Below are 12,172 nucleotides of genomic sequence, written 5' to 3'. Positions count from 1 at the left end.
AAGCCTACCCCTTCCTGGGGGGCCTAAAGCTCCTCCAGGCTCACCCGGCGCACGGCCTCCACCCTTTCCCCCAGGCGCTCGGCCAGGGCCCGGTAGGCCTCCGGGTCCCCGGTGACGAGGTGGAAGGTCCGGCCCCGGCCCTCCGGGTTGAGGAGCCCCTCGGCCTCGAGGGCCCTCGCCACCTCCTGGGCGGTGAGCTCGGCGGAGTCCAGGAGGGCCACCCCGGGGAGGACCGCGCCGATGGCCCCCTTGAGGAAGGGGTAGTGGGTGCACCCCAGGATCAGGGCCTCGAGGTCCTTGGGGGCGTCCTCGAGGTAGTGGCGGGCCACGAGGAGGGCCACGGGGTCGTCCCAAAGCCCCTCCTCCACCAGGGGGACGAAGAGGGGGCAGGCCTTGGCCCAGGCCAGGTCCACGTACCTGGGGTAGGCCCCGCTTTCCACGGTGGCCTGGGTGCCGATGAGGCCCACCTTCCGGAAGCCGCGGGCGGCCCTGGCGGCGGGCTCCACCACCCCGAAGACCGGCACGGAGAGGTCCTCGGCGAGGTCGGGCAGGGCGGCGGAACTCGCCGTGTTGCAGGCCACCACGATGGCCTTCACCCCCTGCCTCAGGAGAAAGCCCGCGATCTCCCAGGCGAAGCGGCGCACCATGGCGAGGGGCTTGCCGCCGTAGGGCACGCGGGCCGTGTCCCCGAAGTAGAGAAACTCCTCCCGGGGCAGGAGGCGGCGGAGGGCCTTGAGCACCGTAAGCCCCCCCACCCCGGAGTCAAAGACGCCGATGGGAGCCTTGGGGTCCTTCACGGGGCCCCATCCTACCTCTCTGGACGGAAAGGGGGGGGTGCTATACTATCAGGGTTGCCCCGAAGGGGGCATCGGGGTAAAGGAGGTGCGCGCGTTGAGGCTGGTCACGTCTGAATCGGTTACCGAGGGGCACCCGGATAAGCTGGCCGACCGGATCTCCGACGCCATCCTGGACGCCCTCATCGCCCAGGACAAGAAGGCCCGGGTGGCGGCGGAGACCCTGGTGACCACCGGGCTCGTCTTCGTGGCCGGGGAGATCACCACCGAGGGGTACGTGGACATCCCCAACCTGGTGCGCAAGACGGTGCGGGAGGTGGGGTACACCCGGGCCAAGTACGGCTTTGACGCCGACACCTGCGCCGTCCTCACCGCCATAGACGAGCAGTCCCCCGACATCGCCGGCGGGGTCAACCTCTCCTACGAGTGGCGGGTCCTCAAGTCCACCGACCCCCTGGACCGGGTGGGGGCCGGGGACCAGGGGCTCATGTTCGGTTACGCCACCGACGAGACCCCCGAGCTCATGCCCCTCCCCATCACCCTGGCCCACCGCCTCACCATGCGCCTCGCCGAGGTGCGGAAGACGGGGCTTCTGCCCTACCTCCGGCCCGACGGCAAGGCCCAGGTCACCGTGGTCTACGAGGGGGACAAGCCCCTTTACGTCAAGACCGTGGTGGTCTCCGCCCAGCACTCCCCCGAGGTGGAGCAGGAGCAATTGCGGGAGGACCTGATCCGGGAGGTGGTGCGCCAGGCCATCCCCCCGGAGTACCTGAAGGACGGGGAGACGGAGTACCTCATCAACCCCTCGGGCCGCTTCATCCTGGGCGGGCCCCACGCGGACACGGGGCTTACGGGCCGGAAGATCATCGTGGACACCTATGGAGGGGCGGTGCCCCACGGGGGCGGGGCCTTCAGCGGCAAGGACCCCACCAAGGTGGACCGCTCCGCCAGCTACTACGCCCGCTACATGGCGAAGAACATCGTGGCGGCGGGGCTTGCGAGGAGGGCCCTCGTGGAGCTCGCCTACGCCATCGGCAAGGCCAGGCCCGTCTCCCTTAGGGTGGAGACCTTCGGCACCGGGGTCCTGCCCGACGAGAAGCTCACGGAGATCGCCAAGAAGGTCTTTGACCCGAGGCCCCTCGCCATCATTGAGGAGCTGGACCTCCTGCGGCCCATCTACACCCCCACCTCGGCCTACGGCCACTTCGGCCGCCCGGGCTTCCCCTGGGAGGAGACGGACCGGGTGGAGGCCTTGAGGCGGGAAGCGGGGCTTTGAGGCCACCCCATGCTGGCGCAAGCCAGCATGGGGGTAAGCGTCCGCGCGTCTAGAAAGACCCTTTTGGGGCCCCCACCGCGGCGAAAGCCGCGGTGGGGCACTTATTTGGGGGCCGCCTCCACCCGGTTTTTCCCCTTGCGCTTGGCCCGGTACATGGCCTCGTCCGCCCGGCGGAGGAGGGTGAGGGGGGTGTCGGTGGGGCGCGCCTCGGCCACGCCGAAGCTCGCCGTGATCCGCGCCACGGGGGGCACCGCCATGGCCTCCACCGCCCGCCGCAGGCGCTCCGCCAGGCGCAGGGCCTGGGGGAGGGGGGTTTCCGGGAGGAGAAGGGCGAACTCCTCTCCGCCCAGGCGCACGGCGCGGTCGCTTCGCCGGAGGTGGGCCTCGATGCGTTGGGCGAGGGCCTGGAGCACCCGGTCCCCCACCTCGTGCCCGTGGAGGTCGTTCACCGCCTTGAAGCCGTCCAGGTCAAGGAGGACGAGGGAAAGGGGGCGGCCGTAGCGCTGCAGGCGGAAGAGCTCCCTTTCCAAAATGAGCTCTAGATAGCGGCGGTTTCTGAGCCCGGTGAGAAAGTCGGTGTAGGCGTCCAGTTGGGCCTCCATGTACCCTTCCTTCAGGCGCACCAGCAGGTAGAGCAGGCCCACGTAGGCCAGGTTGGCCCCGAAGAACTGGGTCAGGGCGTTCCAGTGGACGGGCTGGAAGGGGTTGCGCATGAGGCCCAGAAGGGCCACGGGAAAGAGGGTGAGGAGGTAGAGGAGGGCCAGGCGCGCTGCCCTCTTGGCGGGGAAGAAAAGGTAGCTGGAGAAGTAAAAGAAGGGCACCCAGTAGGCGGCGGGGGAGAGACCCAAGGGGTTAGGCTTGAAGAGGAGCTGGTAGGTCAGGGTGGAAAGGAGGTACAAGGCGATGAGGGCGTGGGCGCCGGGGATGACCCACCGGGCCGAGGTGGGAAAGCGCCATAGGAGGGCGGCGAAGGCGAGAAAGCCTAGGGCCATTGGGGGCAGGAAGATCCGGTCCACGGGGTCCAGGCCCCCTGGCCTCGAGGCCCAGTAGGCCGCCCCCGCCAGGAGGCTTCCCAGGGGCAGGAGCCAAAGGGCCATCTGCCGCCGCACCGGGTTCAAGGGGTCCAGGAGCTCCAGGGTGGGGGACAAGTTAAGACCAGTATAACGGCCCTTCAAGGAGGCCATGGCCCCATCCTGCCACGCCCCCCCTTAACCGGGCCTTAACGGGTTAGGGCGGGGGCTTAGTCCTCCAGGTAGGTGTACCCCTGAAGCTCCCGGGCGTAGCGCTCCAGGAAGGCGCCCTTCTCCACGGGGGAGAGGCGGCTTTGCCGCACCAGGCGCTCCACCCCGAGCATCAGCTCCCGGGCGGTGAAGCCCATCTTCTCTATCACCCGCTCCGCCGTCTCCCCCCCCACGAAGCGCTCTATGGCGAAGCCCTCCTCCTCCACCCGCACGTGGGCCTCCCCCACCTGGCCGAAGAGGTTGTGGTTGCTCCCCAGGACGTCCTGGTACGCCCCCACCAGGAAGACCCCCAGGTAGTAGGGCTCCCCGGGGCGGACGGGGTGGACAGGCAGGGTCTGGCGTACGTCGTGGAGGTCAATGAAGCGGTCCATCTTGCCGTCCGAGTCGCAGGAGATGTCCACCAGGGTGGCCCTCCGGGTCGGGGGCTCCAGCAGGCGGGAGAGGGGCACCACGGGGAAGAGCTGGTGGATGGCCCAGGCGTCGGGGAGGCTCTGAAAGACGGAGAAGTTGCAGACCAGCTTGTCGGCGAGGAGCTTTTCCAGGTCTTCCAGCTCGTCGGGAACGTAGGGGAGGTTCTGGGCGATGGTCTGGACCCGGCGGGCGATGTGGTAGAAGATCTCCTCCGCCAGGGCCCGGTCCCGCAGGGAGACCAGGCCCAGGTCGTAGAGGGTCTGGAGGGTCTCCTTGTCGGCGAAGGCGTCGTGGTAGACCTCCTGGAAGTTCTTGGGGGAGAGGCTTTGCAGGCTCTCCCAGAGCTCCTTCACCAGGGGGTGGGCCTCGGGGGGCGGGGGGCTTGGCCGCGCCTCCCCGGGCGGGGCGATGACGTCAATGACCTGGAGGACCAGGACCTCGTGGTAGGCGGTGATGGCCCGCCCGCTTTCGGTGACCAGGATGGGGTGGGGCTCGCCCTGGGCCTCCACCACCTCCTTGGTGACGTAGACCAGGTTCTCGGCGTACTCGGAGAGGGTGTAGTTGGCCGAGGCGTAGAAGTTGGTCTTGGAGCCGTCGTAGTCCACGGCCAGGCCCCCGCCCAGGTTGAGGTAGCGGAGGGGGGCCCCGAGCTTCCGGAGCTGGACGTAGGTCTGGGCCGCCTCCCGCACCGCGGCCTTGATCCGGCGGATGTCCGTGACCTGGCTGCCGATGTGGGCGTGGAGCATCACCAGGGCGTCCAGGAGGCCCTCCTCTTGGAGGACCTCCACCGCCCGCACGATCTCCGGGGTGGTGAGGCCGAACTTGGCGTTCTCGCCCCCGGAGGCCTCCCACTGCCCCGCCCCCTTGGCCTTGAGCTTGTAGCGGATGCCCAAAAGGGGCTTCACGCCGAGCTCCTTGGAGAGGCGGAGGACCCGAAAGAGCTCGGCGAACTTTTCCAGGGTGATCACCACGTTGCGGCCAAGCTTCCTCCCCATGAGGGCGAGGCGGACGAAGTCGTCGTCCTTGAAGCCGTTGGTGGTGATGAGGGCCTCCTCGGAGAGGTCCTGGGCCAGGATGAGGGCGAGCTCGGGCTTGCTCCCCGCCTCGAGGCCGAGGTGGTAGGGCCTCCCCGCCCGGGCCACGGTCTCCAGGACCAGGCGGCGCTGGTTCACCTTCACCGGGTAGACCCCCCGGTAGGTGCCCTGGTAGCCGTACTTCGCCATGGCCTCCAGGAAGGCCTCGTTGAGGTCCCGGACCCGGGCCTCGAGGATCTGGGGAAAGCGGAGCACGAGGGGCAGGGGCCTACCCTCGTCCCTCAAGGCCTCCACGATCTCCAGGAGGGAGGCCGCGGGGCCCTTGGGGCCCAAGGGGGTGACCTCCAGATCCCCCTTCTCCCCCACCCGGAAGAAGCCCCCGCTCCAGTGGGGCACCAGGTAAAGCTCCTCCGCGTCCTTAAGGGTGAAGCGCTTGGCCACCTTCAACGCCCCTCAACCTCCTCCCCGAGTGTAGGCCCAGGAGGTGGGTTTGGGAAGACCCGCTCCGGGGCGAAGTAGGCGTACCCCTTCCCCGGGGGGAGGCGCTCGGGGTCCAGGAGGTAGAGGAAGGGGCCCTCCTCCGCGTTCACCACGGCCAGGCCCCGCTCAAGGAGGAGGGGCTTCAGGGGCGCGGGGGCCTGGAAGGCGATGGGGACCGGGCCGAGCTCGTTCTGGACCGCCTCGAGGAGGGGGAGCCAGGCCTCGAGGGCCTCCGGGGAAAGGTCTTCGGGAAGGAGGAGGCGGAGGGCGCCCGCCTTGGGGCCGAAGAGGCGGAAGCGCCGGAGAAGCCGCCTAAGGACGCGCCTTTCCTCCCCCGTGGGGCGGAAGGTGAGGTGCTTGTGGCCCACCGCGCTGAAGCGGAACCCCTCGGGGGCGAGGGCCCGGAGGCGGCTTATCGTCCCCACGTCCCCCACCCGGTGCCACCAGGAGAGCTCCACCGTGGGGAAGGCCTTGCGGTAGGCCTTGAACCCCCCGGGGAAGCCCCGGTAGCCCCTGAGCCCCACCAGGATCTCGCTACCGGGCCTCAAGCCAGTGCTCCAGGAAGGCCAGCCCCACCCGGGCCATGAGGGGGGTGAGGGTGTGGCCCGCCCCCTCCTCCACGAACCGGGCCAGGCGGCCTTCGGGGTAGTGCGGCCTCAAGGCCTCCAAGGTCTTCTCCATCCGGGCCAGGGGGACGATGAGGTCCCGGCTGCCGTGGAGGTGGAGAAGGGGCACCCCGCCGTAGGCCTCCCCCCGGGTGGCGGGCGGGGCCTGGTAGAGGGCCAAGACCCCGGGGTCCTCCACCACCTGCCCCTGGGGGAGCTTCATGGGGAAGCCCGAGCCGATGAAGGCGAGGACCCCTCGAGGCCGGAAGCCCTCGGCAAGGAGGAGGTGGGCCACGAAGGCCCCCAGGCTCCCCCCGGCGAGGAAGAGGGGAAGGCCGAAGCGCCTCTCGGCCTCCTCCGCTACCCTCCGGGCCTCCTCCTTAAACCCCAGGGCCACCCGGTAGACTTCCTCCACGTACCGGGGGCTCTTGGAGGAGGGGGGAGGGCCCTCCCTTTCCCCGTGCCTGGGGGCGTCAAAGGCGAGGAGGAGGAACCCCCGCTCCGCGTAGCCGGGGAGGAGGGCGAGGATGTGCTCCTTTGAGCCCTGGAGCCCGTGGAGGGCGAGGAGGAGGGCCTTGGGCGCCTCGGGGATCCGGGCGAGGACGGAAAGCCCCGCCAAGGTGAGCCGCTCGGTCCGCACCCTCATGTGAAGAGGCTGGACACCGACTCCCCCCTATGGATCCGCCAGATGGCCTCGGCGAACAGGGGGGCCACGGTGAGGGTCCTGAGCTTGGGGCCTTCCTTGGGGGGGCAGGTGTCCGTGGCGGCCACCTCCTTCACGGGGCTTTTGGCGATCCGGTCCAGGGCCGGGCCCACGTAGACCCCGTGGGTGGCGGCGGCGTACACCTCCTTGGCCCCGGCCTGCATGAGGGCCTCCACCGCCTCCACCAGGCTCCCCGCCGTGGAGATCTCGTCGTCCACGATGAGGGCCGTCTTTCCCTCCACCTCCCCCACCAGCATCCGGACCCGCACCTCGGTGTCGGAAACCCGTTCCTTATCAATGAAGGCCAGGGGAAGGCCGAGCCTGCGGGCGAGGGCGCTTGCCCGTTTGAGGTCCCCGGCGTCCGGGGCCACCACCACGGCGTTTTCCAGGTCCACCCGGGTGGCGAAGTAGTTGGCGATCACGGGCTCGGCGGAGAGGTGGTCCACGGGGATCTTGAAGAAGCCGTGGACCTGAGGGGAGTGGAGGGTCATGGTGAGGACCCGGTCGGCCCCCGCCGTCTGCAGGAGGTCGGCGATGAGCCGCGCGGTGATGGAGATCCTGGGGGCGTCCTTCTTGTCGCTCCGGGCGTAGGAGAAGTAGGGGATGACGGCGGTGACCCGGGCGGCGCTCGCCCCCTTGGCGGCGTCCACCATCATGAGGAGCTCCATCAGGTGGTCCTGCACCGGGGGGACAAAGGACTGGACGATGAAGACGTCCCCCTCCCTCAGGCTTTCCTCGTAGCGGACGAAGAGGTTGTCGTTGGCGAAGCGCAAGGTGGTGCTCTTGCCCAAGGGGAGGCCTAAAGCCTCGGCGATGGCCTGGGCCAGGGGCCGGTTGGACTGGCCGGAGAAGATCAAGAGGGGGCGGTCCATGCCGTCCCCCAAGATACCACGCCCCCCTAAAGCGGGGTAATGGCCTCCTGGAGGGGGGTGGTGACCTCGGGGCCCGTGGGGTGGAGGTAGACGTCCACCTCGGTGCGCACGCCGAAGGCCTCCAGGTAGACCCCGGGCTCCACGGTGAAGGCCAGGCCCGGCACCAGGGGGCGGAGGTCGTGGGTTTCCAGGTCGTCCAGGTGGGGCCCGGAGCCGTGGACCTCCTCCCCCAGGTTGTGCCCGGTGCGGTGGCGGATGTAGGGGCCATAGCCCTCCTCCTCCAGGACCTTGCGCGCCAGGCGGTCCACCTCAAAGCCCTTGGGGTAGCGGCCTTCCCGGTAGGCCCTTTCCACGAAGGCGATGGCCTCGTCCCGCGCCCGGGCCACCGCTTGGAAGGCCCGGTGGGCCGCCTCCGGGGGCCTTTTCCCCGCCATCCAGGTGAGGTCGGCGTAGACCCCCCCAGGTGCTTTGGCCCACAGGTCCAGAAGGACCACCGCCCCTTCCTCCAGGCGGACCTCGGAGGGTTCGTGGTGGGGGTTGGCGGCGTTTTTCCCGAAGGCCACCATGGGGGGGTGGTCAAAGATGAGCCCCTCCCCCTCCAAGGCCCGGACGAGCACGCTTTGGACCTCCCGCTCGCTGGCCTCGGGGTTTTGGCGCAGGAAGTCCAGGGCCAGATCCTTGGCCCGGGCGAGGCCGGCCGCCGCCCGCCGGTGGCTTTGCAGCCTTTCTTCGTCCCAGGTCTGGAAGAGGAGGAGGAGGGGCCAGGAGGAGGCGAGCTCGAGGCCCAGGCCCCGGAGGAGGTCCAGGGTGCCCCCGTCCACCCGGGAGAGGTAGGGGATCTGCCCCCCCGGGACGTACTCCAAGGCCACGCGCCTCATCCCCCCAAGGAGGTGGGCGAGGCCCTCCAGGAAGCCCCTCCAGGTGTGGTAGGTCTTCCGGTTTCCGGGGAGGGGAGGGAAGAGGCTTGCCTCAATGGCGTGGCAGAGGAGGGTGGGTGCTCCTTCCCGGGGGATGAGGTAGGCGAAGCGGCGGGTGAGGTGGAGGTGGGCGAGGCCCAGGACCTCGAGGGCCAGGGGGTTGCTCCCGCCAAAGCTATAAAGAAGCCAGCCGTCCAGGCGTTCTTCCTTTAGGACCTCCTGCACCGCCCGTAGCTCCATGGGTCCATCCTACCTCTGGAAGCTCCCTCACCTTCTCCTACCCCTTCCGTGCTAGCCTTAGGGGTAAGGAGGTTCGGCATGGTGGAAACCCAAGAGGCGGTCATCCGCATCACCCCCCTGGCGGCGGAGAAGGCCAAGGAGATCCTTGCCCGCTACGGCAAGGAGCACGCGGCCATCCGCGTCTACATCAAGTCCGGCGGCTGCTCGGGCTTCCAGTACGGCATGGCCGTGGACGAAAGGGAGCTTCCGGGGGACACCTTCGTGGAGATGCACGGGGTGCGCCTGGTGGTGGACCGGATGTCCCTGCCCTACCTCGTGGGCTCGGAGATTGACTGGGTGGAAAGCCTCATGGGCGGGGGCTTTACCGTCCATAACCCCAATGCGGCCAGCACCTGCGGCTGCGGCCACTCCTTCCGCACCAAGGACCAGGAGGGGGCCCCCCGCACCTGCGGGCACTGAGCGTCCGCTTCGCCACGTGGGAGGCTCGTCGGGGCTTCTATAGGCTTTCGCCGCGGTGGGCCACTCAGGGGGCAAAGGGGCCTGGCTTCAGGCCCCTTTAGCTTTGGGCCTTATTGACCTTCATCGGAGGGGCCGTATAATAACCTCGGCCACTGCGATAGTGCCACGAAAGGAGGCGGTATGAGGAACCTAGGTAAGCTGGCTGTACTCGGTATAACCGCTTTGGGCCTGGCCCTGGCGGGGCCCCAGGACAACAGCCTCGTCATCGGGGCCTCCCAGGAGCCCAGGGTCTTGGCGGGGGACTTCCTCCGCGTCATCTCCAACCAGGCCATCAAGTCGGAGATTGAGCAGTACCTCTTCGCCCCCTTCATCGGCTTCAACGCCGACAGCCAGAACTTCCCCGTTTTGGCCACCGAGGTGCCCACCTTGGAGAACGGCCGCCTGCGGGTCACGGACATCGGCGGGGGCAAGAAGCGCCTGGAGATGGACATCACCATCCGCCCCGACGCCAAGTGGTCCGACGGCAGGCCCATCACCACGGAGGACGTGGCCTTCTACTTTGAGGTGGGGAAGGCCAAGGGCATGCCGGTGCTCAACCCCGACTTCTGGGAGCGGGTGAACGTCCGCATCAAGGACGCCCGCAACTTCACCCTCATCTTTGAGCCTGCCTACTACTACGACACTTACGGCCCCATTAACACCTATGCCCCCAAGCACATCATGGGGCCCGAGTGGGAGCGGGTGAAGGCGGCGGCCCGGGGCCTGGACCCCGACAAGGACGCGGAGAAGCTCAACGAGCTCTACCGCAACTTCTTCCTCAAGTTCGCCACCCCCCAGGCGCTGAACCGCGGGGCCATGGTCTACTCCGGGCCCTTCAAGCTCAAGCGCTGGGTGCCGGGGAACTCCATTGAGATGGAGCGGAACCCCAACTTCCCCATCAAGCCTGAGGGCGGCGAGAGCAAGTACGTGCAGAAGGTGGTCTACCGCTTCATCCAGAACACCAACTCCCTCCTGGTGGCGGTGATCGGCGGCTCCATTGACGCCACCTCCAGCGTCTCCCTCACCTTTGACCAGGGCCGCTCGCCCCAGCTGGTGCGGCGCGCTCCCGGCCGCTTTGACATCTGGTTCGTCCCCGGCGCCATCTGGGAGCACATTGACATCAACAAGTTTGAGAACTGCCAGGTGGTCAAGGACCTCGGTCTTAACGACAAGCGCACCCGCCAGGCCATCCTCCACGCCCTGAACCGGGAGGGCCTGGTGAAGGCCTTCTTTGACGGCCTCCAGCCCGTGGCCCACACCTGGATCGCCCCCGTCAACCCCCTCTTCAACCCCAACGTGAAGAAGTACGAGTTTGACCTGAAGAAGGCGGAGGCCCTCCTGGCGGAGATGGGCTGGAGGAAGGGGCCGGACGGCATCCTCCAGCGCACCGTGAACGGGCGCACCGTGCGCTTTGAGATTGAGTACGTCACCACCGCGGGCAACGTCGTCCGCGAGCGCACCCAGCAGTTCTTCGCCGAGGACCTCAAGAAGATCGGCATCGCCGTCAAGATCAACAACGCCCCCAGCGCCGTGGTCTTCGCCGACGAGTTCATCCAGCGGGCCAGCGAGTGCAAGTGGACGGGGATGTTTGAGTTCGCCTGGGTCTCCAACCTGCAGGAGGACGGCTCCCTCTTCCAGTACAAGAACCTGAACACCGGGGCCATCATGGTCCCCACCAAGGAGAACAACTACCAGGGCCAGAACATCGGCGGCTGGCGGAACGACGAGTTTGACCGCCTCACGAGCCAGGCCGTGCTGGAGTTTGACCCCGAGCGGCGCAAGCAGCTCTTCTGGCGCGCCCAGGAGATCTGGGCCGAGGAGCTCCCGGCGCTTCCCCTCTACTTCCGCGCCAACCCCTACGTGGTGCGGAAGGGCCTCGTGAACTACGTGGCCAGCGCCTACTCCGGCGGCTACGGCTACCCCGGCTGGAACGCCTGGGAGATCGGCTGGGAGAGCCGGGGCGCCGTGAAGAAGTGGGACCAGGCGAAGTACGCCCTTTCCACCAGGTAACCCGGGTGGTATAGTGAGGCCCGCTGGGCTTTAGCCCAGCGGGCTTTTTGGTGGAACAAACGGGAGGTACAAGGGTGTTCGCCTACACGGTGCGCAGGCTTTTGCAGATGATCCCCCTGCTCTTCGCGGCCAGCGTGGTGATCTACGCCCTCCTGGCCCTGCAGCCGGGGGACCCTTTGGACGAGCTCAGGCGGCAGAACCCCCGCATGACCGCCGAGCAGTTTGAGGCCTTGAAGCGGGCCTACGGCCTGGACCAGCCCCTCCACATCCGGTACTTCAAGTGGCTCAACCGGGCCTTGCGCGGCGACCTAGGCTACAGCCGCACCTACGGGATCCCGGCGGCGGAGTACGTCTTTGTCCAGCGTCTGCCCAAAACCCTGATCCTTTCCGGGCTCGCCCTGACCCTGGCCCTCGTGGTGGCCATCCCCGTGGGGGTTTTCTCCGCCGTGCGGCAGTACTCCCTGGCCGACTACGCCATCACCTTTCTCTCCTTCGTGGGCTTTTCCATGCCCGTTTTCTTCCTGGGGATCCTCCTCCTCTACCTCTTCGCCATCGTCCTGCCGGAGAGCATCCCGGGCTTTCCCCGCTTCCCCACGGGCGGGGTGCCCGGGGTGCTCTGGGAGGACGTGCGCTCTGGGGCGGTGAGCCTCTGGGAGTTCTTGGGCCAGTGGGCCTGGCACCTCGTCCTCCCCGTCCTCACCCTCTCGGCGTTGCAGATGGCGGAGTGGACGCGCTTCATGCGGGCCTCTCTCCTCGAGGTCCTCTCCCAGGACTACATCCGCACCGCCCGGGCCAAGGGGCTCGCCGAGCGGGTGGTGCTCTACAAGCACGCCCTCAGGAACGCCCTGATCCCCATCGTGACCCTGGTGGGCCTCGCCATTCCCGGGGTCTTGGGCGGGGCCACCATCACCGAAACCATCTTCAGCTATCCCGGGATGGGCCGGGCCATCTTTGACGCCCTGGTGGAGAAGGACTACAACGTGGCCATGGCCGCCCTGGCCTTTCTGGCCCTGATGACGGCCCTCTTCAACCTCCTGGCGGACCTGGCCTACGCGGTGGTGGATCCCCGGATCCGTTACAGCTAGAGGTGC

At 68.2% G+C, this 12,172-nt stretch carries 11 protein-coding genes; 4 read left to right on the top strand and 7 right to left on the bottom strand.

Annotation, left to right across the window (positions count from 1 at the left end; all coding sequences use genetic code 11):
- Nucleotides 1-23: 23 nt before the first annotated feature.
- Nucleotides 24-797: a glutamate racemase gene (murI, locus tag TTH_RS08315; RefSeq protein WP_011228827.1), complete on the bottom strand. Its 774-nt coding sequence runs from the start codon at nucleotides 795-797 to the stop codon at nucleotides 24-26.
- Nucleotides 798-891: 94 nt separating this feature from the next.
- Here murI and metK point away from each other — a divergent pair, with 94 nt between their 5' ends.
- The gene (gene metK, locus TTH_RS08310) at nucleotides 892-2,070 is read left to right on the top strand and encodes a methionine adenosyltransferase (RefSeq protein WP_038038694.1); all 1,179 of its coding nucleotides are present in this window, start codon (nucleotides 892-894) and stop codon (nucleotides 2,068-2,070) included.
- Nucleotides 2,071-2,171: 101 nt separating this feature from the next.
- On the opposite strand, the gene TTH_RS08305 is transcribed toward metK, so the two are convergent.
- From TTH_RS08305 to TTH_RS08280, 6 genes are read right to left on the bottom strand one after another with little or no spacing between them, the layout of a single operon-like run.
- The gene (locus TTH_RS08305) at nucleotides 2,172-3,254 is read right to left on the bottom strand and encodes a GGDEF domain-containing protein (protein WP_011228826.1); all 1,083 of its coding nucleotides are present in this window, start codon (nucleotides 3,252-3,254) and stop codon (nucleotides 2,172-2,174) included.
- Between the two features lie 56 nt (nucleotides 3,255-3,310).
- Nucleotides 3,311-5,203, bottom strand: coding sequence for a biosynthetic arginine decarboxylase (speA, locus tag TTH_RS08300; protein WP_164926066.1), 1,893 nt, complete (start codon nucleotides 5,201-5,203; stop codon nucleotides 3,311-3,313).
- Complete coding sequence (locus TTH_RS08295) at nucleotides 5,200-5,784, bottom strand: DUF72 domain-containing protein (protein ID WP_008633308.1); 585 nt, start codon at nucleotides 5,782-5,784, stop codon at nucleotides 5,200-5,202. The genes speA and TTH_RS08295 overlap by 4 nt, the downstream gene beginning before the upstream one ends.
- Nucleotides 5,771-6,487 carry an alpha/beta hydrolase gene (locus tag TTH_RS08290; RefSeq protein WP_011173676.1) on the bottom strand — a complete coding sequence of 239 codons (717 nt, stop codon included), beginning with the start codon at nucleotides 6,485-6,487 and terminating at the stop codon, nucleotides 5,771-5,773. Before TTH_RS08290 ends, TTH_RS08295 begins: the two co-directional genes overlap by 14 nt.
- Entirely contained in the window at nucleotides 6,484-7,416 is a 933-nt protein-coding gene (locus TTH_RS08285) for a ribose-phosphate diphosphokinase (protein ID WP_011173675.1), read from the bottom strand. Before TTH_RS08285 ends, TTH_RS08290 begins: the two co-directional genes overlap by 4 nt.
- 26 nt (nucleotides 7,417-7,442) lie before the next feature.
- Nucleotides 7,443-8,573 (bottom strand): M24 family metallopeptidase, encoded by a 1,131-nt coding sequence (locus TTH_RS08280; protein ID WP_011228823.1) that lies wholly within the window; start codon nucleotides 8,571-8,573, stop codon nucleotides 7,443-7,445.
- Nucleotides 8,574-8,651: 78 nt separating this feature from the next.
- Between TTH_RS08280 and erpA the strand changes: the two genes are divergently transcribed.
- The 3 genes from erpA (at nucleotide 8,652) to TTH_RS08265 (ending at nucleotide 12,166) form a co-directional block, all read left to right on the top strand.
- Nucleotides 8,652-9,032: an iron-sulfur cluster insertion protein ErpA gene (gene erpA, locus TTH_RS08275; protein ID WP_011228822.1), complete on the top strand. Its 381-nt coding sequence runs from the start codon at nucleotides 8,652-8,654 to the stop codon at nucleotides 9,030-9,032.
- Between the two features lie 180 nt (nucleotides 9,033-9,212).
- The gene (locus TTH_RS08270; protein ID WP_011228821.1) at nucleotides 9,213-11,081 is read left to right on the top strand and encodes a peptide ABC transporter substrate-binding protein; all 1,869 of its coding nucleotides are present in this window, start codon (nucleotides 9,213-9,215) and stop codon (nucleotides 11,079-11,081) included.
- A 74-nt stretch (nucleotides 11,082-11,155) separates the two neighbouring features.
- On the top strand, nucleotides 11,156-12,166 hold the full coding sequence (locus TTH_RS08265) for an ABC transporter permease (protein ID WP_011173671.1): 1,011 nt from the start codon (nucleotides 11,156-11,158) through the stop codon (nucleotides 12,164-12,166).
- Nucleotides 12,167-12,172: the final 6 nt, after the last annotated feature.

This window comes from Thermus thermophilus HB8, assembly GCF_000091545.1.
GTDB lineage: Bacteria > Deinococcota > Deinococci > Deinococcales > Thermaceae > Thermus > Thermus thermophilus.
Note: the sequence above shows the minus strand (reverse complement) of the source record. Positions and strands in the feature narration are given on the sequence as shown.